Annotated in this window: 18 protein-coding genes and 1 pseudogene; 3 read left to right on the top strand and 16 right to left on the bottom strand. The window is 27.8% G+C overall.

The genetic code is table 11. From position 1 onward, the window contains the following. Positions 1-211: 211 nt before the first annotated feature. Positions 212-1,081 (top strand): delta-lactam-biosynthetic de-N-acetylase, encoded by an 870-nt coding sequence (gene pdaA / locus HF850_RS04635; RefSeq protein ID WP_169104301.1) that lies wholly within the window; start codon positions 212-214, stop codon positions 1,079-1,081. A gap of 425 nt (positions 1,082-1,506) precedes the next feature. Then, the gene (locus tag HF850_RS04630) at positions 1,507-1,647 is read left to right on the top strand and encodes a clostri-philic family protein (RefSeq protein ID WP_169104300.1); all 141 of its coding nucleotides are present in this window, start codon (positions 1,507-1,509) and stop codon (positions 1,645-1,647) included. A gap of 67 nt (positions 1,648-1,714) precedes the next feature. Here the strand turns inward: HF850_RS04630 and HF850_RS04625 are convergent, their stop codons facing one another. The 16 genes and pseudogenes from HF850_RS04625 to HF850_RS04550 all read right to left on the bottom strand — a co-directional run bounded on the left by HF850_RS04625 (position 1,715) and on the right by HF850_RS04550 (position 25,227). After that, entirely contained in the window at positions 1,715-2,356 is a 642-nt protein-coding gene (locus HF850_RS04625; protein WP_169104299.1) for a cyclodeaminase/cyclohydrolase family protein, read from the bottom strand. A 32-nt stretch (positions 2,357-2,388) separates the two neighbouring features. After that, positions 2,389-3,612: an O-antigen ligase family protein gene (locus tag HF850_RS04620; protein WP_169104298.1), complete on the bottom strand. Its 1,224-nt coding sequence runs from the start codon at positions 3,610-3,612 to the stop codon at positions 2,389-2,391. Beyond that, on the bottom strand, positions 3,596-4,756 hold the full coding sequence (locus HF850_RS04615) for a glycosyltransferase (protein ID WP_169104345.1): 1,161 nt from the start codon (positions 4,754-4,756) through the stop codon (positions 3,596-3,598). Before HF850_RS04615 ends, HF850_RS04620 begins: the two co-directional genes overlap by 17 nt. A 4-nt stretch (positions 4,757-4,760) precedes the next feature. Further along, entirely contained in the window at positions 4,761-6,053 is a 1,293-nt protein-coding gene (locus HF850_RS04610) for a glycosyl transferase group 1 (RefSeq protein WP_169104297.1), read from the bottom strand. A gap of 46 nt (positions 6,054-6,099) precedes the next feature. Next, complete coding sequence (gene murJ, locus HF850_RS04605; RefSeq protein ID WP_169104296.1) at positions 6,100-7,638, bottom strand: murein biosynthesis integral membrane protein MurJ; 1,539 nt, start codon at positions 7,636-7,638, stop codon at positions 6,100-6,102. Between the two features lie 33 nt (positions 7,639-7,671). Then, on the bottom strand, positions 7,672-8,379 hold the full coding sequence (locus HF850_RS04600) for a WecB/TagA/CpsF family glycosyltransferase (RefSeq protein ID WP_169104295.1): 708 nt from the start codon (positions 8,377-8,379) through the stop codon (positions 7,672-7,674). A gap of 35 nt (positions 8,380-8,414) precedes the next feature. Continuing rightward, positions 8,415-9,515 (bottom strand): tetratricopeptide repeat protein, encoded by a 1,101-nt coding sequence (locus HF850_RS04595; protein WP_169104294.1) that lies wholly within the window; start codon positions 9,513-9,515, stop codon positions 8,415-8,417. 133 nt (positions 9,516-9,648) lie between these two features. Beyond that, complete coding sequence (locus tag HF850_RS04590; RefSeq protein ID WP_169104293.1) at positions 9,649-11,376, bottom strand: phospho-sugar mutase; 1,728 nt, start codon at positions 11,374-11,376, stop codon at positions 9,649-9,651. Between the two features lie 226 nt (positions 11,377-11,602). After that, entirely contained in the window at positions 11,603-12,190 is a 588-nt protein-coding gene (locus HF850_RS04585; RefSeq protein ID WP_169104292.1) for a 50S ribosomal protein L25, read from the bottom strand. Positions 12,191-12,281: 91 nt separating this feature from the next. Continuing rightward, positions 12,282-15,791: an AAA family ATPase gene (locus HF850_RS04580; RefSeq protein ID WP_243159404.1), complete on the bottom strand. Its 3,510-nt coding sequence runs from the start codon at positions 15,789-15,791 to the stop codon at positions 12,282-12,284. Continuing rightward, positions 15,760-16,983 (bottom strand): exonuclease SbcCD subunit D, encoded by a 1,224-nt coding sequence (locus HF850_RS04575; protein ID WP_169104291.1) that lies wholly within the window; start codon positions 16,981-16,983, stop codon positions 15,760-15,762. The genes HF850_RS04580 and HF850_RS04575 overlap by 32 nt, the downstream gene beginning before the upstream one ends. Positions 16,984-17,184: 201 nt before the next feature. Continuing rightward, positions 17,185-17,718: a GNAT family N-acetyltransferase gene (locus HF850_RS04570; protein ID WP_243159403.1), complete on the bottom strand. Its 534-nt coding sequence runs from the start codon at positions 17,716-17,718 to the stop codon at positions 17,185-17,187. An 88-nt stretch (positions 17,719-17,806) separates the two neighbouring features. Beyond that, entirely contained in the window at positions 17,807-19,132 is a 1,326-nt protein-coding gene (locus HF850_RS04565) for an amino acid permease (RefSeq protein WP_169104290.1), read from the bottom strand. 252 nt (positions 19,133-19,384) lie between these two features. After that, entirely contained in the window at positions 19,385-20,125 is a 741-nt protein-coding gene (locus HF850_RS04560; protein WP_169104289.1) for a DUF523 domain-containing protein, read from the bottom strand. A 209-nt stretch (positions 20,126-20,334) separates the two neighbouring features. Beyond that, on the bottom strand, positions 20,335-22,695 hold the full coding sequence (locus HF850_RS04555; RefSeq protein ID WP_169104288.1) for an endonuclease MutS2: 2,361 nt from the start codon (positions 22,693-22,695) through the stop codon (positions 20,335-20,337). A 165-nt stretch (positions 22,696-22,860) separates the two neighbouring features. Beyond that, positions 22,861-25,227: pseudogene (locus tag HF850_RS04550) on the bottom strand (DUF3656 domain-containing protein). A 273-nt stretch (positions 25,228-25,500) separates the two neighbouring features. Between HF850_RS04550 and HF850_RS04545 the strand changes: the two are divergent. Beyond that, positions 25,501-25,857 (top strand): hypothetical protein, encoded by a 357-nt coding sequence (locus HF850_RS04545; RefSeq protein ID WP_169104287.1) that lies wholly within the window; start codon positions 25,501-25,503, stop codon positions 25,855-25,857. Positions 25,858-25,881 lie beyond the last annotated feature (24 nt).

The raw sequence follows: 25,881 nt of genomic DNA, 5'->3' as shown, positions 1-25,881 counted from the left end.
TATTACTCGCTAATTATTAACTTTAAGAATATATCTTAGAAAATTATACTCTAGATAATTTTTTATTTCAACTTCTCTATTAAAAATACTAATATTTCACAATCCAAAATATTATATTTTCAATATAAATTACCAACATTATTTTATAAGTTCCTACAAATAATACTAATGATTAGTATTTCAGATTAATATAATAACAGAAGGTGGATTTATGAAAAAAACTTTTTTAAGGTTAGCTTCTGCGCAACTAGCCTTTAATTTATTTTTTACTCTTCCCGCTTGGAGTATTGATAATGATAATAATAACAGTATACCTACAATTGAAGAAAATACATTAGGAGACTTTAATGATTTTTCAGATGATATAGACATATCTATATTTACAAACGACCAAGGCGAATTAAACTGGTATTACGTAGGCAAAGGAAAAGACAATATTGCCGAAGGACCTAAAGAATCAATTGATTTCTTACAGGAAAATAATGCTTATTTTTTAGGAGACACTTCAAATAAAGTTATGTACCTCACATTTGATGAAGGCTATGAAAATGGAAATACAGCAGCTATTCTAGATACTTTAAAAGAAGTTAATGTTCCAGCAGCATTCTTTGTAGTCAAACCATATATAGATAAAGAGCCTGAATTAATAAAAAGAATGGTTAATGAAGGCCATATAGTAGGCAATCACTCTGTACATCATCCTTCAATGGCTCAAATCCATGATAAATCAAAATTTGAACAAGAACTTACAGGCGTAGAAGAAGCCTATAAAGAACTTATAGGAGAGGATATGCCTAAATTCTTCAGACCTCCAATGGGTAAATACTCAAAGGAATCTCTTCAAATAACTAAGGAATTAGGTTATAAGACTATTTTTTGGAGCTTCGCATATAAAGATTGGCTTATAAATGATCAGCCTTCAGAAGGATATGCTTTAAGTAAAATTTCTTCTGGCTCACACCCCGGATGTATAATGCTTTTACATGCAGTCTCAAATACTAATACTAAAATACTAAAAAAAGTTCTTAATGACTTAAAATCAGAAGGATATGAATTTAAATCATTAAATGAACTCCCATAAAAATAGAGTAAAACTTTTGAGTTTTACTCTATTTCTATTATCTTCTATTTAAATAATCATCTAATTCTTTAGTTATTTTTATATTTGAATTCTTTTCAGTAATAACTTCAATAATCTTTTTTAAATCTTTTAAACTATAATAAGACAAGTCTACTAAATACTTTTCTTTTTTTCCTTCTAATCTTTTCTTCTTTTTATTGCTAAATTGAAAAAATGATATTACAAGAAAATCTTTTCTTTTTGCTTTTCCTTCTTCCCCCCCTCGCTTTAGCTTCTTATTCCAGCTAATTCATATCACACAATAATTATACAATATTTAGAAAACTATTACATTATTTATTATTTTGTAAATTTAATGTATTTCCTCTTATATAGTATTAAAATTTCATACTAGTATAAAATAATCTTGAAAGGATGTGTTTATTATGGCAACTAATAGACCTGGTGCTTCTAATCCTATGCAAAAAGGTGAAAGAAGACAAAGATTACATGATAATCAGAATAATGTGGGTAATCCAAAAAATAAGTCACAATATACAACTTATGATGGAAATCCTATAAAATAACCCAATATTAAAGGACCCTCATGTGTTACTCAATCACACACGAGGATCCTGATTAACTTAAGTTAAGCTAATAAATAATTTTTTCTATGCTCTCGCATATTTCTTTTTTATTTCTTTCTGATTCTTCTTGAATATTTATTAATTCCTTATCAATAGACTCAAAAAACTCTTCATTTCTAAGACTATTTAGATTTACCTTTACATTAATTATTGAACTTTCTATTGCACTATTTAACAATATAGCAGAGATACTTAAATCAGACAAAAGCATTTTATTACCATACTTGTTCATAACTTTCAGACTATCATAAAACCTCAAACTTTCTCTTGCTAAAGCTAAAGGTGCTTCCATTGATTTTATAGTATTATCCCTTATAGCTTTTTTTCTTAACTGTATTTCATCTTCTGTATTTTTAGGAAGTTTATATGACTCCATCAACTCAAGAAAATTTTCTTTATCTAAATCCATTAACTCTAAACTTCTTATTGTAAATCTTCTGCTTTCTTCCTGAAAATTATTAATTAATTCCTTTTCACTTTCTTCTAAATTCATATATGCTTTTTTACCTACAGTAAGTGAATATACCATAGAATTTAAAGCACCTGCTAATGCACTTATAAGTCCAGCTACACTTCCACCACCTGGGGCTGGTAAATCTGATTCTAAATCTCTTAAAAATTCTTTAATACTTTGTTCCTTAAAATTCATCTTTCTCTCCCTCTATCTTAATTATTTAAATACTATAAGTTTTTATTACCCACTATAGAAATTATATATCCCAAATATACCCAGAAAATTATTGATATAAAACTAGTTCCATAAATCAATGCACTTTCAAATAGATTTACTACAAGAATACCAACTAGTATAGATGCTATTATTGTCATATGCATTTTTTCTTTTTTTCTTAGCCCATCAATCTTTTTTACTATAAAAATTGATGCAAGTAATATAAATAGTAAGAATAATATCAATGAAACAAGTCCGTTTACAGTAGCTATTTGAATATATATATTATGTAATCCACCAGTCTGTAATCCTGGTAAATCACTAGTTGGTCTTGCATTAATCACTTTTTCTACCATATTGACATTTCCAACACCAGCAATAGGATTATGCTCTATTACTATTTTTGCAGAATCCCATAAACTAGTTCTTCCACTTGTAAAATCTCTAATGTGGTTTCCTTCATAAAAACTTCCCCCTATTCCTAATAAAATAGGTAGAATAATCAAAAGACCTCTTATATATTTATTTTTATTATAAATAAAAACAAAAGTATATATTACTGCTATAACTATTAAATATGCACTTCTTCCTTTAAAAGAAATCATTGTTAATACCTGAAGTATTATATTTATAAACCAAAATATTTTTAATCTAAAGTTTTTACTTATATAATTTAAATAAATACACATTACTATAGCTAAAGCAGCAGCTATAGATATTGCATTTTCATTTTCAAACAATCCACCATTAGCTCCTGAAAAAAAATATTCTCCAATAGTGATACTTTTATCAAACACCTTCATCTCCAAGGAAATAAAAGATAATATAAACATAATTCCAACATAAAAATATGTTATTATATTCATTTCTTTAATAAGATTTTTCTTATTATTGAATACATCTACTGAAAAAACTATTACAAATAAAATTAAATTTACTGCCCATATTTTAATATTATATGAGCTTTTATAAACAAATATATTGAATATAAATGTTATTACAATAAAAAGATCTAAAGGTATATCAAATTTATAAATCTTTCTTCTTTTATAATCATTAAAAATCATGAAAATTAATAATAAAAATCCCCATGCAAATGCTATATCTTTTAATATATTAATTTTTGGAATACATTTTAATATAGTTACAAATGTTAAACTCACAAATAAATACAATAGTCTAAAATAAAATTTATTATCTAGTATGTTATAAACTTTCTTAAGTTGCTCTTTCATAAATCTTTTTATACACTCCTTTTAGCTTTTCAACTATTACTTTTTCTGAATAGCTAAGAATTGTTTTTTCTCTTATTTCATTTTTATCATACATATTATATTCACGCTCCATTTGCAACAAAGCATGCCCTAATGCATCAACATTATTCTTTTCTACAATTATTCCATTGTAATCTTTTATTATATCTTCTGCTCCTCCATTATATGTTCCAATAACAGGTTTTCCACATGCAAGAGCTTCTATATATACAACTCCAAAAGTTTCATGTTCAGATGCTAATACAAATGCATGACATTTTCTCATTTCCTCTGCAACCTCTTCTCGAGACAATGCTCCAAGAAGTATTATTTTATCTTCCATACCGTTTTCTTCAATAAGCTTTCGTAGCTCACTTCTTATAGGACCATCTCCTCCTATTCTCAGAACTCCAGGCTTATCCTTAAATTCCTTTGAAAATGCTTTAATTAATACCTCCATGCCTTTTCCTTCTACTAAAAAACTGCATGAAAAATACTTAAAGCACTCATCTTTAGTAAATTTATTATTATTTCTTTCATTTGTAAATATATTAAGATCAATAGTGTTAGGAATTACAGTTATATCCCTATTCACATATTGTTTAAGTTCATTTTTCAATCCATTTCCAACAGCAATAAGTTCATCTGCATCAGTATAAGATTTAAAAATATACTTTTCATAACTTTTCTTTGAATATGCTGCATATTTTAATGAAGAATGTTCTGTAATAACAAGTGGTATATTATATTTCTTACTTATATAATCAGCTGCAATTGCACCCCAAAATGCAGAGTGAGCGTGGATTATATCTACTTTCCCTTCATTTTTTACTATTTCTTTATAAAGTTTATCCATTCTTTTATTAAAACTTCTAAACATCATAGGATTTTTAGGAAAGTAATTAAAATCTTTATATCTGTAAGTTCTGAGGCCTTCATCAATTTCAAATGAAATTCCTCTCTTTTCTTTAATCTTTCCTAGCATTGTTAAGGGCCAGATTTCATTATATGCAACAGTAACTTTTTCACCACTTGCACTTAATGCCTTAAACTGCTCCTTAAAAAAACTTCCATGCACCTTGTTTCTAGGATTCGCATACCATGAAGGAATAACCATTATATGCACAACATCACTTCCCACCTAAAATTTTATTCAACCTATCTACAATTGAATTCCACTCATAATAAAAATCCGGATCACTCTCTAAAGTTTTATCTTCATACATATTTATAATCTTATAAATATTCTGTTTGATTTGGTAGCATGTATTTTCTGTATTTATACATTTGTCATTATTTTCAACAATTGATTTTATTGGGTCATTCTTATCTCCATAAATGACAAATATCCTTCCTTTAGCTCCAAAATAATCATATATTTTTGCTGGTATCTGTTTAGAGTTCTTATTACCAAATAAAAGAAGAACATCTCCATTAAGCATATACTTTAAAGCTTCATTGAATGGAATTCTTCCTGACACACGAACCGAATCTAATTTTTCCATTCTTTTTTTACTTTCAATGTCATCAATATTTCCAAAGAATAGTATATTTAAAAGTTCATAACTCTTTTTGTCTTCTCTTTTTATCTCTTCAACAGCCTGTATGAAAGGTCTTATATCTCTAAGCTTTGAAAATATTTCTCCTGTATAAATTATATTTATTTTATCACTTTTTATATATTCGGGAATATTATCAAATGATAATCTATAATATAATTTAGAATCAAATCCTCTATTCAATATAAATGACTCTTTTTCTCCAGTTCTAAGCTTTTTATAATCTTTAAAGTATTCCTGTCTATTAGCCTCTGTAACAAAAATAAATTTGTCTGCTGTATCTATAATCTTCTTTTCCATTCTCTTTTCAATAATCTTTTTTATAAAAAATGACTTTTGTCTAGTAGAATCCTTGAGCCATGGGTCACTCCAATATGTAATCCAAGGAGTATCTCTAAAAGCTTTCTTGACTTCATATGCACATAAGTGAGATGAAGGAGGTTCATGCATTGAAAATATTACATCAAACTTTTCCTTTTTCATTAATTCTCTGCCATACTCTCCAGCTTTTTTAGACCAGACATAATACATATCAGGAATAACCAATGCATTTTTTACTTTTCTAAGTATTTTTTTAAGTCCTGAGCTTTGATTTTCAGATGAACCGTTATTATCTCTAATTTTTTTTCTAGGTATTAATCTATTGAAAATCTTACCACCGTCAATTAAGTGAAGTTTTATATCTTTATCCATCATTTCAAGAAGTGTCTCATCATAATAAACAGAATCTTTGGGAAAATCAACTGTTAATAGATGTATTTCATTCCCTTCAATTTCGCTTAATTTATTTAAATACTGCAAAGTTTCAATTGCAGCAGAATTATTAATTAACGGGGAATAGCAAGCAATAAATAATATCTTCATATATCCTCCTATCTGTGCTTTTACTTTTCTAATATAATTACATGGGCTACGCTTTTTTAAATATTTTCTTTATTAATATTTGTTCAAATTCTACTATTTCTTGTATTTTTAAAAGCCTACATAAAACAAAATATATAATACATCCAGTACCAGTTCCTATTACTAAAGTAATAATACTTGGTAATGTACAATTTATTAAAAGCATCAATAATATAATTCCAGATCCCATTATTATTGAGCTGATTAGAATCATTATTATACTTTTAATTATATCCTTAATTGTAAAATTTCTTTCAAGTTTTCTTATACTTCTGAGTAAAAGTAATGAAGTAACAGCCATTGCAATAGATGATGATATTGCAATTCCTAATATACCTAGATATTTAGATAATGTTATACTAAGTATAATATTTATAATTACTCCTATAATTCCGTTAATAGCTGTAGTCTTAGTTTTACCCATAGAAAATAATGTTGAATTTAATACATCCCTAATTCCTGTGAAGAATATACCTGCTCCATATCCTACAAAGGCAAGTGTAGTCATCTGTATAGCATATTCATTAAACTGTCCTCTTCCATAAACAATTTTTACTATATCCTTGCCTAAAATAATTGCTCCAACTGTAACTGGTATAAGGAGAAGTGCTAGATAAGAAATTGTCTTTTTAAGTGTATGTATAAAACCATCATCATTTCCACTACTTCTCATATTAGCCATAACTGGATAGGCAACATTTAAAATAGATGTTGTTATTATAGTATTTATAAATAATATAAGCTTTTGTCCATAATCAAGAGCTGAAATTGATCCTTGTGACAGTGATGATGCTATGTTTTTATCTACAATCATATTTAATGAATTTGCACCTGCTCCAACAATAACTGGAAGTATTAATATTCCTATTTCTTTTAATCTCTCATCTCTTAAGAAAATAAATAATTTATATTTATAACCATTATTTATTAAACATGGAATCTGAACTATAACCCTAAACAAATTTCCAATTACATTAGCTATTGTTAATCCTACTATATCATAATTTCTGAATAATAAAAGATATACAATCATTGGAAGATTAAAAAATAATCCCAAAATAGATGGTATAATAAAGTCTTCATCTACCTGAAGTATTGATGTAAAACATGCATTAATAGATAGAAACAATAAGTTAATCAATGTAATTCTTGTAAGCCTTACTGCTATATCAAATGCTTCACCTGAAAGTCCATTGGCTACTATACTTACTATTTCTCTCGAATAAATACTCGAAACTGCAAAAAAAATCAAAGATATGATAAAAAGAATATTAATAACATTATTTGCAAAGTTATACATTTCTTTTCGACCTTTATTTGCCTGTACTCTACTTAACATAGGAAGAAAAGCAGTTGATATTGCAAGTCCAATTAATGTAAAAATAGTTTCTGGAATAGTAACTGCAATATTATATGCGTCTGTATACATCCCTGCTCCAAAATTATTAGCAATAAGCATATCACGGACAAATCCTAAAAGCTTACTTATGAGCGATACTACCATTATTATAACTGTGGACTTCAATAAACTGCTTTGTTTCTTCATACTTCACCTATCTATTTCTTAAGTTAATTAAATTTAATTATTTTTTACAACCAGTGCTAAAAATTTTGGTATAGAAGTAAGCCTTTTTATTCTTACTGGCTCTTTAGCAACTCTATACAACCATTCTAAGCCCATATTAATCATCCATTTAGGAGCTCTTTTTAACTTTCCTGCAAAGATATCAAATACTCCACCAACGCCCATAAAAATCTTTGCATTAACATATGGCATAATTTTATCTATAAATATTTCTTGACGTGGAGAACCCATTGCAGCAAATACTGCATATGGGCTTTTTTCTATAATATCATTTACCAAATCATCACAATTATTCATATCAAAAAATCCATTATGATATCCTGCTATTATAAGATTAGGAAATTCTTCTTTTATTTTTCTTACACATTCCTCAACAATTTCCTGCTCTGCTCCAACAAGATATATGGATTTTTTTTCTTCATTTGCTTTCTTTAATACTTGCTTTACAACTTCTATTCCTGCTATTTTTTCTGTAACTGGATTTTTAACTATTTTAGATGCAAGCACAGTACCTACACCATCAGGTATTATTATGGAATTTTTACTGGTGAAATTTTTTTTTAATCTATTATCATTAAGTCCATTGAATAAAACCTCTGGATTACCTGATACTATATTTACTTTTTCATACTTATCTATATATTCCATAAAAGTTTTCATATCTTTATTAAAAACTTCAAACCCTAATACATTTGTAAACATATCATTCTCCTATATGAATAAATTTTATGTCAGTATTATTTCACACGTCTATTAAGCATTTGGTCAATTTCTATTACTATTTCATCATCTGGAGCTAATTTTTTAGCTATATCTAGATTTAATTTAGCTTGTTCCTTATCTCCTAAGTTAATATAACACATAACTATATTAGTGCATATATCAACTTCTTTAGATGCTTCAAAGGCCTTTTTAAAATATTTTAAAGCTTCTTCAAATTCTCCTAAACTTGCATAGTTCATACCTAATTCATTTATTACTTCAAGTATACCTGATTCTTTAGATACACTTCTATTTAAGAAATGAATAGCTTTATTAAAATAACCTAATTTTCTATAGCATACCCCTAAATAATAATCAATAAGTGGATTTTGATCAAATTCTTCACTTAATGGAATAAGAAGCTCTATAGCTTTTTCTGGGTTATCTTTTACAAGTTCAACAGCCTTCTCATATGTACTGATATTTTTTATATCACTAACTATAGCTTCTATTTCAGGCATTACTTTTCCGCCTTTGTTAATATATTCATTAATTTCTACTTCTGCACCCTTATAATCACCATCATCTTTAAGTATTAAAGCCTTATATAAATAAGGTTCTGGAGATTTAAAGAATTTATTTTTACATAATTCAATATCTTCTAATAGTATATCAGTAAATCCGGAATCTTTTTCTCTTATAACTTCTCCTATACTTAAAAGTTTAGTTAAATACTCTTCTTCTTCACTGTATCTATAAAGACCTTTTAACAAGATATATGCATCTTCTAATCTGTCATTTTTTATTCTATCTGCAATAATGCTCTTTGCACATTCTTCACTATCCGCAATATATGTTAATATTGTACCATAATCTTCTAAAAATCTTAAATTTGGATCACATCCAAATGCAATAAACATTCCTTCTACAAAATAATATATAGGAAGATTATTTATTTTTATTTCATCATTTGCATTAGAAGCAACATATTCTGCACTTATTGGAATATACAAATCATCATTTTTAAAGCTTACATAATCAGGAATATTGATACTCTTTTTAAATCCCTCTTTATTAATTTCTAAAAATAACATTTTGCTTAGTTTATCTTTGTACATTGTTTTATAATTACTCATGCGTGCACCTCTTCATTATTGTCAATATCAACATTTAGAGACTCAATCTAAATGCTCAATTTTAACAAATATTTTTATTAAAGAAATTGCTATCATCATATATGATGATAGCAATTATAATAACATTATTAAACTAGTTTAATTTACTATTTATTATTTCCATTACCTTTTCTTTAAACTGTGCAAGATCTTTGTCTGCATTTTCTAGACTATCGCTCTTTACAGCTAAATAAATTTTCATTTTTGGTTCAGTTCCTGAAGGTCTTACTACAAAATATGAACTATCATCTAAAATGTACTTTAATACATTTGACTTAGGTAAGTCAATAGTAGATTTAACATTATTAGCAACGTCTTCTTCTTCACTCTTCTTATAATCCATTCTCTTAGCAACTTTTATACCATTAACTTCTGTAATTGGATCTTTTCTTAAAGCTTCTAAGCATGCAGCTATTTTTTCTTGTCCTTCTTTACCCTTTAGCTCTATTGATACTAAACTTTCTTTATAATATCCATATTTTTCATAGATATCTATTAATGCATCGTAAAGACTCATTCCTTTTTCTTTGTAATATAAAGCCATTTCACAAACAAGCATTGAAGCTATAACTGCATCTTTATCTCTTACAAAGTCACCTGCAAGATATCCATAACTTTCTTCAAATCCAAATAAATAAGTCTTATCTCCAGCTTCTTGGAATTCTCTTATTTTTTCTCCAATGTATTTGAATCCAGTTAACACTTCCATAAGTTGAATATCAAAATCTTCGGCAATAGCTCTTGCACCTTCTGTAGTAACGATAGTCTTAATTACAACACCGTTCTTAGGAAGCTTTCCTGTTTCCTTTAATGAACTTAATACATAATGTGTTAAAAGTAAACCTGTTTGGTTTCCTGTTAATACTTTGTATTCTCCATTACTGTCCTTAACTACTACACCGATTCTATCACAATCTGGGTCTGTTCCAAATATAATATCAGGTGCTTCAGTTTCAGCCATCTTTAATGCTAATTTAAATACATCTGGATTTTCTGGATTTGGATATGATGCTGTTGGGAAATTTCCATCTGGTAATTCTTGCTCTTTTACTACTTTAACATTTGAATAACCTAATTGGCTTAACACACTTCTTACTGGAACATTTCCACTTCCATGGATTGGTGTGTATATAACCTTTAATGTATCAGCTTTTTCCTTAACTAAATCTGTTCTTATAGATAATCCTTTAACTTTTTCATAGTAAATTTTATCTACATCTTCCCCTATATATTGTAATAAGCCTTTTTCTAAAGCTGTATTTTCATCCATATTCTTAATCATAGAGAAATCAGTGACATTGTTTACACAATCAATAATAGTGTTAGCTTTAGCATCTGTTACTTGTCCACCGAATTCATCATAAACTTTATATCCATTATAAATCTTAGGATTGTGTGAAGCTGTTATTACTATACCACCATCACATTTTAATTCTCTTACTGTAAATGATAATACAGGTGTAGGTCTTAAACTTTCATATAAATATACTTTTATGTCATTTGCACATAATGTAAGAGCTGCAGCTTTAGCAAATTCTTTTGACATATTTCTAGAATCATAAGCAATTGCTACAGAAGGATTAGTAAAGCTTTTATTTAAATAATTAGCAAAACCTTGAGTTGCTTTAGCTACTGTATAGATATTCATTCTATTGCTTCCAGCACCGATTACACCTCTTAATCCACCAGTACCAAAATCTAAATCCTGATAAAATCTATCTTCTATTTCCTTTTCATCAGATATATTTCTTAATTCATTTTTAGTTTCTTCGTTTATTATATCTGAGTTTAACCATGCATTATATTTTTCTTTGTAATTCATTATAAGTTTCCCTCCCGATTTTTTCTCATTTATTATTATACAATATTTACCTACTTTTAAAAATACCTTTTTGGCTGTATTTGTATTTTTTTCAAATTTTAAATATGTAAACCTTATATTATCATGAGAAAACATTTATTAGATATACTTTCATTTATAAGTATATCTAATAAATTTAAAAATTGCATTAGTTAAATAACAGAAATTTTAATAAAAATAAATTTTTTTATTCAATATTACCATCATCATCTTCTTCACCACTAGTTATAAACTGCTCATTAACAACTGAAGCACAAACAGATTGTAGTTCATCAACAATTGATATTTCACTGGCAATCTCTAAATCTGCTAAAGTATAAACACTTCCTGTTGCTGCTCCTGATACATCTAAATCTATAAACTTTGGAAGATATTCTGGCTTACCAGAAACTTTTACATAATCTTTCTGTGTTTGAAGTATTACACCTTTCTTTTCTAAAAATTCTTTTCCATGATACTTAATAGGGATTTCTGTTACAACTTCCTTGCCATTATATATTTCTTCTAAATCCACATGCATTGGTTTATGGGTTATAGGATCTTTTTGAATTTCCTTAATTAAAGCTGTGCCACTATATCCATCTATATCAAAACTTACAACACCATGTTGACCAGTTGATTCAACTTCTTTTATAAGATCCATTTCTCCAATTTCAAACATTAGATTTCCAAGTTTTTTTCCATATAATATTCCAGGAATCTTACCTTTTTTTCTAACTTTCTTTGCTCCATGAGTAACATTATTCAATCTTTTATTTAAAACTAATTCTTCCATTTAATAAAACACTCCTTATAAATTAATAATTAGTTGTTATTTTCTAATTATTTCTCATTTAGGAGATTTTTATTCACGAATAAGAAAATAATTAACTCACTTCAATTTTCACTTTGCTTCCTCCCATTCCACTTTCAGCAGGGCTTACCATTAATTTTACTGGAACTCTATTTTTTATACTTTCAACATGACTAATAATTCCAATTCTTAATTTATCATTATGAATCTGCTCTAATGAACTCATAACCACTTCTAAAAGCTCATCATCAAGTGTTCCAAAACCTTCATCTAAGAAAAATAATTCTAATGGAGCAGTCCCCTTAAGCTGTATCTGTGCTGAAAGTGCCAGAGCTAGTGATAACGAAGCAAGGAATGTTTCTCCTCCTGATAATGTAGATGCATCTCTTGCCACTCCACCATTTTTATAATCACGTATTATAAATTTCCCATCTTCATCAACTTCAAGACCATAGTTTCCATGTGTTATTTCTTTAAGCCTTTTTGAAGCTTCAATAGATACATATTTAAGTTGATAAGAAGCAACAAATTCAACAAACTTCTTTCCCTTAAATAACTTTTCTAAATCACTTAATAAAGATAATTTATGCTCAAGTTTTTTCTGACTTTCTAAAAGTTCTTTTTGCTTATCAAGTTTTTCTTTTATATTTCTTATTTCTTCCATTATCTTTATCTTTTCTTCTTTTACTTGATTTACATTATATTCTTTATCTTCTTTCAAATTCTTAATACTATTAAATTCTTCTTCACTTATACTTCTGTTATCTATCTTATTTAATAAGCTTTCTATAAGTCCATTTATCTTTGATACAGTTGCTTTATATACTTCTACCTCCTTTTTATAACTTTCTATTGTAAATTTATCTATTATATTCTCTTTAACATCCTCAAATTCCAAAAATCCTTCAGCCTCACACTCTTTATATGCTTTTTCTTTATCAACCTTAAGTCTTTCTTCTAACGAAGCATTATTATAATCAAGGGATATTACTTTTTCTTTGCACTTAACAAACTTGTCTTCAGCCTCATTTTTATTTTTGTCAAGCTTTTCAAATAAATTATTAATTTTTATTATACTATCCTGTATTTTAGATAGAAGTCCTTCTATATCACTTTCTTCTCCCACATTACTTCTTATAGACTCAATCTTCTCTTTTCTATTATTCTCAAAACTCTGCAAGTCTGAATTACTTTTTATAATTTCTTCATTTATTTTAGTTAATTCTTGTACTGTCTTCTCTTTATTTTCTTCAAGAAGTTTTATACTTTCTCTAAGTTCTTTTATATATTTTGATATTTTATCTCTTTTGATTTCTATAGATTTTATCTTTTCATTTTCCTCTTTGAATTCCTTAACTTTGGTTTCTTGTATCAAATCATTAAGTTTACTTTCTACTTCAGCATACTCTGTTTTACTTTCATTTATTTCATTTTCAATAGACTTTAATTGATTCTGTCCTGATCTGAGTTTTGCTCTAAGTGCTTTTATTTCACCATCTTGTTCTTTTTGATTTATCTTTAAATTATTAATTTCTTTTTCTAGACTTTCTTTCTTATCATTATATTCAGTTATAGCTTTTTCAAATCTTAATGCTTCATTCTTCAACTCATCAACTGTTTTCTCCTTAAACTCGTTACCAAGTTTCTTTATTTCATCTTTGTTTTCTATTATTCGATTTTCAAAATTAGATATATCAGCCATTTCTTTAGCTATACTTATATTTATATTGTTTACTTCCTCCTCTAATCTTTTTATTTTTTCTTCCAATTCTGAAATATTTCCTATAAAAACATCATTAATATTTTTCTTAATATGATGAGTAGATCCGCATACAGGGCATATATCCCCCTCTTTAAGTTCTTCTCTAAGCCTATGAGCCAACTCTTCTTTAACTTTTTCTTTATGAAATTCTCTAATCTTATCTAACTCTGACTTTTTATTATTTAAAAGATTTTTATTATTCTTATTCTCAGATTTAATAATTATTAATTTTTCTTCTATCTCTTTAATTTCTGATTGTAATTTATTATATACTTCCCATTTCTGTTCATTTTGCAATATAATCTGATTTAATTTTATTATATCTTTTTGCTCACCAGGACAATTTTTTACTAGAGACTCTAATATTTCCTCTTTGGCTTTTAAAGAATCATCGATTGTTTGTAAACTTTCTTTTAGTTTAATTCCTTCTCTTGTTATATTCTCAATTTCTTTATCTATAATTAGCTTCTTATCATTTTGTTTTGTTAATACATTATTAATTCTAGCTTTATTTTCCTCAAAAATTAAACCTTCTTGTACTTTTTGCTTAAATTCTTCATCTATTTTTAAAGACTCATATTCTTCTTCAAAATTTTTAAGACTTAAAGTTTTCTCTGAGTTTATTGAATTTAGTTTATTTAAACTTTCATTACCTTTATCAAGTTTCTCTTTCAATTGACTAATTGATTTTTTAATATAATCTATATTATTTTCTATATTCTTTAAATACTTACTTTCTTCTAATGCCTTCTTAGCTTTTTCTTCATCAACTATAAGTTTAGGCAGTTTATCATCTTTTTCCTTTTTTGTCTCAATCCAATTCTTTGTAATTTCTTCTTTTTCCCTAATTATAGATTCAAGTTGTATTTTCCAATTAGAAAGTTCTTTTTTATTTTCTTCACTCTTCTTTAGAGTATCTTCATAAGCATTTATATATGGAAGTACCTTGTTAGCACTTTCACCTGTTTTTATTTTCTTAGCTTTTTCATCTATACTTTGCTCTTGTTTAATAAGTTTAATTTGTTCTTCTTTATATTTTGAAAGTTCTAATTGATAGTTTAATAACTCCTGACTTTCATTATATTTATTAATTGCACTTTTTAACTCTTTATCCAATTTATTAAGCTGCTTTTCTATCTCAATGCGACTACTAACTTTATTATTTAATACTTCCTCACTTATATCCTCAAAGCCTTTAAGTTGACCGCTTAAAACACTGCTTTCGCTTTTTTCTTGTGCAATTTTAGAATATAGTTTTTGAGAAAGTTCATCTCCGTACTTTTGAAGATTAAATAATCTCTCAAGCATTTCTCTTCTTTCTTTACCTTCAAGCTTTAAAAATTCGCTAAATTTCCCTTGAGGTAAGACTACAGTCCTTGTGAAATCTTCTAAATTTAATCCTATAATTTCTTCAACTTTCTTATTTAAAGATTTTACTCCATCGGCTAATACTTCTTTTTCTTCCACGTTAGTTATATCAACAATCTTACACTTTCCAGCTCTTATGGAATTATTAGTTCTCTTAAATTCTCTATCTACAGCATATTTCTTAACTTCAGATAATGATACTTGAAATTCAAAGTATACACTCATTTTTTCGCAATTTGTATTTATGAAATTACTACTCTTTCTTGCAACATTTCCGTATAAAGCTAATGTTATTCCATCCAATACAGTAGATTTTCCACTTCCTGTAGGTCCAAAAATTCCAAACAGACCTCTACTTCCTAGCTTTTCAAAATCAATAGTCTGTTCTTCAATAAAGCTGTTTAATCCCTTTATTTTAAGCTTAATTGGTTTCATCATCATCACCTTCTTCATTTATTATTGATAAAAGTAAATCTATAACTTCTTCCTGTGGTTCCACGTCTCTTTCTTTCTTATAAAATTCCTTAAATATTTCTTTAAATGGTTTTTCACTTAAATTTTCAATTTCCTTTTCTTCATTATCATTATTTTTTATCTTAGGCATTATTTCTAAAATATCTTCCTTATAAGATTTCATTTGCTTTATTTCATCTTCTCTTATATACCTGTCTGTTTCTATCTCTAAATAAACCCAACAGCTTCTTTCACTATTTTCTCTACATTTTTCTATAGCATCTTCAATACTTATGCATTTCCATATTTCTATAGGTTTATATACTTTCATCTTCACTTCTTCAACACAACATTCTTCATTTGCTTTTACATCTATTATGAAACATTTCTTTTCAAAATTAATTTCTTTTTTATTATAATGAATTGGTGAACCACAATATCTAGCTCTTTTATTAGTTCCAGGAACAATCTGAGGCTTATGTACATGCCCTAATGCAATATATTGAGCTTCTTGTGGAAAACATCTCCCATCAACAATATAACTTCCTCCAAGTTGAATACTTCTTTCTGACCCGCCTTCTTCACTCCCCATTGCAAAAAGATGCGATACTACTAAATTTATCGTATCTTTTTTATAATGTTTTTTTAATTCATTAAATAACAAAAAAATTCTATCACTATATGATTTTGCTTTTTCTTCATCATCATCCATACCATCATATATAATTTCATTTAATCTCTTTTCACTAGGATATGGAACTGTTAAAATAACACTTTTCTCATTATTGATTTCAATTTCTAAATATCCCTCACCTGAAGCTAATACTTTATTCTTGCCATATTCTCCACAAGATACTACTGTTTTAGGTGTTCCAACCATGATAATCCCATGTTCTCGTGCTAAAGGACCAGCAGCAACAAGTCTTTCTGGACTATCATGATTTCCTGCAATAACAAGTGTAATTCTTTCTCCATTTCGTGATAATTTCTTTAATGTATCATAAAACATCTTTTCAGCCCTTGCAGGTGGATTTGAACTATCATAAATATCACCTGCGATTATAATAAGATCTATATTATTTTTTTCAACTATATCAACAAAATCATTTAAAAATAATTCCTGTTCATCCATTCTACTTTGACCTTCAAGATTTTTTCCTAAATGCCAGTCTGCCGTATGTAGTATCCTCATAATTTATCCTCCTTGTTTCTAGTAATCAATTATTAATATCATTATAGCCTAATATTATTTATTTTTTTCAATATATGCTTGATTTTAACTTCTATATTACTTTCCAAATATATCAAAAACTTTAATTTTCACACTAAAATGATACTCCATATTTCTCAATAAGTTTTCATATATATTCTAATAATAAAAAACAAGGATTAACTAATCCTTGAATTTATAGACATTATCATATATTTCTTTTCTGATTTTACAAAATTCCTTTTCATCAATAGCATTAGGATAACTCATTATTTTAAGTGGTAAAAGTTCTTTTCCTTCCTGTAATGGAGGTTGTACATATTCATGTTCATTCAAATTCATATTCATCCTTTTATAAAATTCAATTCTTCTAATTGAATTTTTATCTTCAGGATGCTCAACTTCTAAAATAATATTCTTATTAAATTTCATTAATAATTGTTTTATTATTTCACTTCCTACTCCTTTACCCCTTAATTTTTCATCAACTGCAAAATGTTCAACAAAAACAAAATCATCAAATTCCCAATAAGCAATAAAGGCTTCTACCTCATTATCTTCATTCTTATACCCTAATACTTTATATTTATCATTATCAAATAAGCTTTTCTGCCCTTCAAAAGTACGTCTTTCTATTTCTGGAAAAGACTTTTTCATAACTTTAAAAAAACTATTAAAATCTTTCTTATCAATTACTTGTAATTTTCCTTTACTCAAAAAACTCACCTCAAAATAAATCTTATTACTATATTTTATCACAAAAAAGAACTATCCTACTTTAAATAAGATAGTTCTAAATTTATACTTAATCACTAACGTCTTTATTTTTATGATAATTATAAATATAAAATGGTATTCCTAAAAGCATTAGTATAAAGCCCCACATAACAGTTTCTGCTCCAGAACCATATATAGTCCAAATGCTATATGCAAATGCTAATAAAGGCACAATTGATTTCTTAATAAAAATCTTTAATGTAATATTTTTTTGATCTTTAAACATAAGCATAATATCAGCAGCCACAGTTAAAAGATATACTGGTAAGAATGATAGTGTCGCTAAAATTGTCATAAATGTAAATGCAGATACCATTCCTTTTTGATAATTCATAATTAATAAAATATTAACTAATACAGAACCAATTATAAGTGAATTAACAGGAGTTCCATACTTAGGGCTTAATTTCCCAAAGAATTTTGGAAATACTCCATCTTCACCAGCTGCAAATGATACTCTTGCAGTTGATAAAATCCATCCTATTGTAGTTCCTAAAATACATATAACTACTGCAATACTAAGGATTTTACCTATACCACTTCCAAGATCTCTTGTTAAAATATCTGTAAGTGGTGCTCCACTCATAGCTAACTCACTATTAGACATTGCTCCCATACAGCCTACACTAATTAATATGTATATTATTGCAGAAATTATTAAACCATAAATAGTACTCTTTTTAACATTCTTTTCTGGATCTTTAAGTTCTCCTGCTGTAATTGTTGAACTTTCTAATCCTATAAATCCCCATAAAGTTGATGTCGCTGCCAGAGAAACTGTTGAAAGACCTTTTCCTTCTGGTGCAAGAGGCATTAAATTAATACTATCAAAATTTAAAAATGCAACTATTATAAATAAAGCAAAAAATGCTATTTTAAAAACAGTAACAAAACTTTGAATCTTTCCAGCTTGCTTAACTCCAACAATATTCAAAATAGTAATTGCCCACAATATTACGCTTATAAATATTATAGATACTAATGGATTTTGAAGTGCTGGAATAAGTGCTGTACAATAACTTACAATAGAAACCATAATTGCTGCATTTCCAATCCACGATCCATTCCAATATAACCATGCACTAAGAAATCCTGCAAATTCTCCAAATGCTTCTTTAGTATATTGATAAGCTCCACCTGTCGATGGATATTTTGATCCTAAATTAGCAAATGAAATTGCTATAAGTATAGAACCAATAGTTGTAAATACCCATGCTATCATTGTTGCCAAAGGTCCAGAAATTTGTGCAAGAGTTGCCGGTAGCATAAACACTCCAGAACCAATCATATTACCACATACTAGCATAGTAGCCATAAATAAACTTATTTCTTTCTTTAGTTTTTTATCTTCCATTGTTCCTCCTACATTAATATGAATAGCTACATATTATATTTCAAGCTTATGAAATTATAACTTCAAATCATTTCTATCTATTCTTATTATTGTTAAACAAAATAATATTTATCCTATGAAATTATATCATACATATTTTTGTAAAAGAGATTATTTAGTTGAATTATACTTTTATAATTTTTATGATTATTTTTTTAGTATTTTCGTAATTATATATTATTTTTTTTATCAAATACAAATCCCCCCAAAAAATCACTCTTTATATTCTTCATCAACTATTTTTTGTACTTCTTCTAATGTAAAACCAGTAGCTTCAGCTATTTCATCTATTTCCTCAAATCCCATTAAGTCTTTTGCCAGTGAAATCATAAGTCTTTTTATATTTTTCTCCACTTGGGGAGGCATATCTGACATGCCTTGAACACTTTCAGTTAAGTCCAGATATTGAGTATTTCCATCATCTTCATCTTCTTCTGATAATTTAAATAACCTTCTCTTTTTAGCTTTTTCTCTATCAAATTTATCAAGATAAACAAGCTTTTCATCACTTGTTTGAGTATCTTCATCTGAAAAGACAGTAATCCCTTCCTGTTCAAATAAATAAGCTGTCAAACCTCTACCACTAATTTTATTTCCTGAAAATGTTCCATCGTATACTAAATTGCAACCACACGAAGGACTACCTTCTTTTAATATTGCTTTTGTTATTCCAGTTTCTTGGGCTATATTTAATGCTTCATACGCTCCTTTTACAAACTGTTCTGTAACATCATTTCCTTTGTTATCAATAACTTTTCCATTTCCATTTATAACATCTTCTGCAGAAGCCTTTAATTCAGCTGGATTTCTTGGAGTACTCAATCCACCTAACTGTTCAGGGCAAATAAGTAGAGCTCTGCCTTCTCTTAATAATTTTAAACATGTTTCATTTAAATTATTTTCTCCACTATACTTGCAATTTACTCCACACAAACATGCACTAATTAAATACATATTATACCTACCTTTCTACAGTTGTCAGTTAACAGTTGTTGTGGATATCACTTTACGTGATATCTTTAAATTTATATTTCCTTAAATATACAAAAACCACAATTAATTATAATACAATAAATTACATAAGGTAAATATGCCATAGCATATTTACCTCCTCAAAAACTGTTAACTATTAACTGTTACTTGTTAACTGTTAACTGAACTAATTACGCTTTTAATTCTACAACAGTAACACCGTCTCCACCTTCACCATAGACACCAAGTCTAAATGTTTTTACATGTGGATGTCTCTTTAACATTGCTGTTATTGCATTTCTTAGGACACCAGTACCTTTTCCATGAACTATAGTTACTTCTCCCAAGTTTGCTCTATATGCATCATCTAGATATTTATCAGTCTTATAGCATGCTTCTTCAGCATCTAACCCTCTTAAATCTACTCTAGATTCTATATTACTTAAGTTTAATTTAACTTCTCTTTTTCTCTTAACTTTTTCTACTTTAGTTTCTTTAGATTGTCTTAAATCTTTAAGTTTAACACTTATCTTCATAATACCAGCTTCAACTTGAACTTCACCCTTATTATCAGGCATAGAAACTACAATTACCTTTTGATTTAATGAAGGAAGGAATGCTTCCATGCCTAAAGTTACTTTCTTTAGCGCTTCTCCTTCATTTTCTTTCATTTTACTTAAACCTTTTTCTTTTGCTTCTAAGCTATCCTTAAGCTTTTTACGTTCCTCTTCAAGTCTAGCTCTTCCACCACCTGAAATCCCCATTTTTTCTAATGCTCTCATTGCTTTTAATATCTCATCAGCTTCATCCTTTGCATCTGAAATAATCTGCTTAGCCTCATGTCTTGCATCCATATAAGCCTTTTCTCTTGTCTTTTCAAGTCTTTGAAGTTTATCTTCATATCTTGCTTTTAATTCTTTAGCTTCTTTTTTAAACATTTCAGCATCTCTAGCTTCCTTCTTAGCAACAATACTTTTTTCTTGTAAATCTCTTATTAGATTTTCAAATTGAAGATTTTCTTCTGACATATATGCTTTTGCTCTTCTAATTACACCTTCAGCTAATCCCAATCTCTTAGAAATTTCAAATGCATTAGATTTACCTGGAACACCAATTAATAATCTATATGTTGGCTTTAATGTTTCAATATCAAATTCTACAGAAGCATTTTCTACTCCATCTGTTTTTAATGCATATGCTTTAAGTTCACTGTAGTGAGTTGTAGCAATAAGTTTTGCTCCTCTTGCTCTTAATGTTTCAAGTATTGAAACTGCAAGAGCCGTACCTTCTGCTGGATCTGTACCAGAACCAATTTCATCAAATAATACAAGTGAATTATTATCAACATGTTTCATTATTTCAACTATATTAGTCATATGTGATGAGAATGTAGATAAACTTTGTTCTATACTTTGCTCATCTCCTATTTCAGCAAATACTTCACTGAAAAATGCAATCGATGAATTATCTCTCGCTGGAATTAATAATCCACTAAGGCCCATAATATGAAGTAAACCTACCATTTTTATAGTAACAGTCTTACCACCAGTATTAGGTCCTGTAATCATTAATGTGTCAAATTCACCACCTAAATAAACATCTGATGGTACAACTTTATCATCATCAATTAAAGGATGTCTTCCCGATAATATATTAAAACTACCGTCTTCCCTTATTACAGGCTTAGCTGCATTAAGTCTTTCTCCATATCTAGCTTTTGCAAATATAAAATCAAATTCTACAAGCATTTTAAAGTTGCTTAAACATGTATCGCTGTTCTGTTTTACTTTTAAAGATAATGCTGCTAGTATTCTTTCTATCTCAGCTTTTTCTTTAAGCATTAGTTCTCTAATTTCATTGTTTAAATTAACTAAACTCATAGGTTCTATAAAGAAAGTAGCACCTGTTGAACTTTGATCGTGTACAATACCTGGTACCGCACTCTTATATTCTGATTTTACAGGGATTACATATCTATCCCCTCTCATTGTATATAAATCATCTTGTAAATACTTAGAGTTGCTTCTTACAATAGAACTTACTTTTTCTCTTACAGATGAGTTCTTTTCCTTTAAGCTTCTTCTTATAGCATGCAAAGTAGGACTCGCCTTATCACTTACTTCTTCTTCTGAAACAATAGATCTTTCTATTTCATCTTCAAGAGGTTTTATTGGAGTAAGTATATATGCTAAATCTTCTAATCTTTCATAAGGTTGCTCATTTTCTTCTCTTTTAAAAAATTCCTTCATGTTTCTTGTAGCTCTTAATGTGCTTCCTATTCTTAAAAGCTGACCTGGTGTTAAAGTTCCACCTTTTCTAGCTCTTTCAATACCTTCATGAATATCAAATAGCCCTTCTAAAGGTGGATTTCCCTTACCTATTAATACTTGAAGTGCCTCATCTGTTTCCTCAAGTTTATTATTTAATTCATATAAATTATCAAATGGCTTTAAAGCTTCTATTTTTTCTTTTCCTGCTTGTGTACGTGCATAAGTTTTTATTTTTTCTTTTATTTTATTAAATTCTAAGATTCTTAAACTTTTTTCATTCATAAAAACACCCGACTTTCCTCAGTTAACAGGTAACAAGTAACAGTTAACAATTTTTGGGTGATATTGTGCATGCACAATATCTTCTTAATATATTTCTTCAAAATCTGCCTAAAAATTTTGTTCCACAACTGTTAACTGTTAACTGAAAACTGTTAACTGTTACTGTTATTCCACTCCTCTTCTATAGTGGCCTTTTGTATACATTTTATTTTCGTTTTTCTTTCCAGTCTTAACTTGATTTAATACATCCTTAACTTCTTCGTAAGTTTCATCTAAAAAATCTATTCTAAAATTTGAAATATTAAATCCTCTCATTTCATCTACTTCTTCTATTAAATTAATAGGAAGTGAATTTAATATATGACTTCTACAGTAATTATCACATAAAACTCTAAACTTTTCATTCATTCTATCTATAAGTGTAAAATTATCTGTCATACATGCCCCACTACATTCCTTTTTAGCAGACTTTTCACCAAAAGTACTTCCTACTGGACAGTATTCACTTACCATAAGTTCAGTCTTTCCATATATATTTACTCCAACATTACACTTCATATCTTTCATAGTTTCTTTTATTTCTTTTCTATTTAACTCTAAGCTTAAACAAGGTATATCTATATCTTCGCTATAGAATTCTGCACTTTCATGGTTAAATATATTAAGTTTATAATCACCTATAATAAATAATTTATCCTTATATAATCTGATTATTCCAGCATTAGATGTAATTATTCCGTTTATGTATGGAGTTAGCTCATCTATTACCTTTACTATAAAGTCAAATTCTTCTTTTATTATTTCAGGAAGTTTTAATAATATATTCTTATTACGTCCCTTTAAAGTTTCAAATGCTTCCTTTAGATCACCCTTATTTAAGCTTCCTTTAATTCTGCTGTAGAATATATCTAAAGCTATGTTTTCAACTTCATCATCTTCAATCAATGCCTTAAGCTGATCTTTTGTAACGCAACTGTATATATATCCAAGTTCACCATCAAATTTTGCTGTTTTTTCTTTTATTTCTTTCATCACACGCTTTCTTCTATAAGCACTTGTATTATCTTTTAATATTTTTTCAAATAATTCTCTTCTTAAATTATTTAATGAGGCAATTCTTATAAATCCATCATCAAATACTACAAAATCAATTTTACTAAATTTGTATGGTATTTCTCCTGATTTCTTTAAAGCTTCTTCTACTCTTTCTCTTGATAATGGCTTATTAGTTGCTTCTTCTACTATTTCACCATATGCCTTATATTCTTTCCCATTATAAAAAGTCTTTATTACAAGAGGTGCATTAACCTTAAATTCAACCTCTGCTTTCATCTCTATTTTTCTTAAATATGGCTTTGTATAGTCTTTTAATTCATCATAAAGCTTCTTATCAGACATTTTAAATAATCTATAGCCCTTTTTATATCCTCCTGTTGGGAAAAGCTTAACTCTATCGCCTTTGTATGCTTCCTTAACTTCTTTTCCCTTAAGCATAATTTTGCTTAGAGTGAATCCATCATCATCAAATCTTATTCCATCACCTAAGCCCACATTTTCTTCTAATATAACTTCGCCATTATCTTGAACCTTTCCAATAAATACGCCTGTATTTTTGGGATAATTAAAGCTCATCATATCTCTTCCAACATTTTTATAAAGATATGCTTTTGCAAATCCCTCTCTGTTAAAAAGTTGCGCTAAATCCTTTCTTCCTTTTTTTAAATCAAATTTCATATTTTTTTCTACTCTATCAATAGCTTTTCTATAAGTTTGAGTTACTCCTGCAACATATTCAGGTTTCTTCATTCTTCCTTCAAGTTTTAACGAAGCTACGCCACTTTTTATAATTCCATCTATATCATCAATTAAACACGTATCCTTAGGGCTTAAAAGATATCCTTTTTTTTCACCTGAATGCTCACCCTTTAATGTATACTGCATTCTGCAACTTTGAGCACATCTTCATCTATTTCCACTTCTTCCACCAATCATTGAACTCATTAAACATTGTCCTGAATAACATACGCAAAGAGCTCCATGAACAAACATTTCTGTTTCTATTGCCAAATCAGTAGAAATATGCTTTATTTCATCTAATGTAAGTTCTCTAGATAAAACTATTCTATGAAGTCCCTTTTCTCTATAATAAAGAGCTCCTTCTCCATTATGAACAGTTAATTGAGTTGATGCATGTAGCTCAAAATCTGGATATACGCTTTTGATTAGGCTTATAAGGCCTGTATCTTGAATAATAAGTGCATCAACACCTATTTCATACAAATATCCTACATATTTTAATGCTTCTTGTAATTCATTCTGTTTTAAAAGCGTATTCATAGTTACATGAACTTTTAAACCATAACTATGAGCATAATCAACAGCCTTCATCATAGTTTCATTATCAAAATTAGAAGCATAAGCTCTTGCAGAGAACTTGCTTCCACCAAGATATATTGCATTTGCTCCATTATTTACAGCTGCAATTAAGCTTTCCCAACTTCCTGCTGGAGCTAATAATTCAATCTTATTCATATTTTTCCTCCTAAGTAAATCTTCTTTTTTTAGAAGATATTCACTTTATCAACCAAAATATATGTCCAAAACATTTAATTAATAAAATAATGTTTATGATATTAAATCTTAACCATTAGATATAAATGCGTCAAGTTAATAATATTATATATTATTATAGTGCTTATTACTGATTATAAATTTTTTATAAAAACATAATTTTATTATAATTTATATTTTTTTGCCAATTATAAAATTATATAAATAAATTTAATTTTATAGGAGTGTGAATTTATGGCAATAACTAACGTAATATCAAATTCATCAAAACTATTTAAAGATGTAATCGTAATAAACAAAACAAATACTAATTTAAACAATATACATTTATCATACGAAGGATTCGAAAGGCCTGTTTTAAAAATATTAAATTTACCCAAAGGACAACAATTAAAAAAAAGTTTACTGATTGATTATTTAGAAAAACCTACTAAACTATTTTTAGTTTATAATGTAAATGATGGTGAAGAAAAAAGTGTATTGGCTTATGACAGCCTATGGCATGATGACTTAAGCCCCTTAGTTTTAACAATAGAAAATGATGATGATACATTAAAAGTAAATTATACTCTAAACAATATTGAACATTAAATATATTAAAATAAAGAAGCCTAG

Source organism: Clostridium sp. SM-530-WT-3G (assembly GCF_012843905.1).
Lineage (GTDB): Bacteria > Bacillota > Clostridia > Clostridiales > Clostridiaceae > Clostridium.
The sequence above is the reverse complement of the archived record's forward strand: the minus strand, read 5'-3'. Positions and strand labels throughout refer to the sequence as shown.

What these genes read in the sequence shown, in the direction of transcription:
- HF850_RS04585 (WP_169104292.1), bottom strand. Translation starts at nt 12,190, where the DNA reads ATGGAAGAATTAGTTTTAAATAAAAGATTGAATAATGTTACTCATGGA.
- HF850_RS04610 (WP_169104297.1), bottom strand. Translation starts at nt 6,053, where the DNA reads ATGAAGATATTATTTATTGCTTGCTATTCCCCGTTAATTAATAATTCT.
- murJ (WP_169104296.1), bottom strand. Translation starts at nt 7,638, where the DNA reads ATGAAGAAACAAAGCAGTTTATTGAAGTCCACAGTTATAATAATGGTA.
- HF850_RS04630 (WP_169104300.1), top strand. Translation starts at nt 1,507, where the DNA reads ATGGCAACTAATAGACCTGGTGCTTCTAATCCTATGCAAAAAGGTGAA.
- HF850_RS04560 (WP_169104289.1), bottom strand. Translation starts at nt 20,125, where the DNA reads ATGTATTTAATTAGTGCATGTTTGTGTGGAGTAAATTGCAAGTATAGT.
- pdaA (WP_169104301.1), top strand. Translation starts at nt 212, where the DNA reads ATGAAAAAAACTTTTTTAAGGTTAGCTTCTGCGCAACTAGCCTTTAAT.
- HF850_RS04580 (WP_243159404.1), bottom strand. Translation starts at nt 15,791, where the DNA reads ATGAAGAAGGTGATGATGATGAAACCAATTAAGCTTAAAATAAAGGGA.
- HF850_RS04565 (WP_169104290.1), bottom strand. Translation starts at nt 19,132, where the DNA reads ATGGAAGATAAAAAACTAAAGAAAGAAATAAGTTTATTTATGGCTACT.
- HF850_RS04575 (WP_169104291.1), bottom strand. Translation starts at nt 16,983, where the DNA reads ATGAGGATACTACATACGGCAGACTGGCATTTAGGAAAAAATCTTGAA.
- HF850_RS04555 (WP_169104288.1), bottom strand. Translation starts at nt 22,695, where the DNA reads ATGAATGAAAAAAGTTTAAGAATCTTAGAATTTAATAAAATAAAAGAA.
- HF850_RS04600 (WP_169104295.1), bottom strand. Translation starts at nt 8,379, where the DNA reads ATGTTTACAAATGTATTAGGGTTTGAAGTTTTTAATAAAGATATGAAA.
- HF850_RS04595 (WP_169104294.1), bottom strand. Translation starts at nt 9,515, where the DNA reads ATGAGTAATTATAAAACAATGTACAAAGATAAACTAAGCAAAATGTTA.
- HF850_RS04590 (WP_169104293.1), bottom strand. Translation starts at nt 11,376, where the DNA reads ATGAATTACAAAGAAAAATATAATGCATGGTTAAACTCAGATATAATA.
- HF850_RS04625 (WP_169104299.1), bottom strand. Translation starts at nt 2,356, where the DNA reads ATGAATTTTAAGGAACAAAGTATTAAAGAATTTTTAAGAGATTTAGAA.
- HF850_RS04620 (WP_169104298.1), bottom strand. Translation starts at nt 3,612, where the DNA reads ATGAAAGAGCAACTTAAGAAAGTTTATAACATACTAGATAATAAATTT.
- HF850_RS04545 (WP_169104287.1), top strand. Translation starts at nt 25,501, where the DNA reads ATGGCAATAACTAACGTAATATCAAATTCATCAAAACTATTTAAAGAT.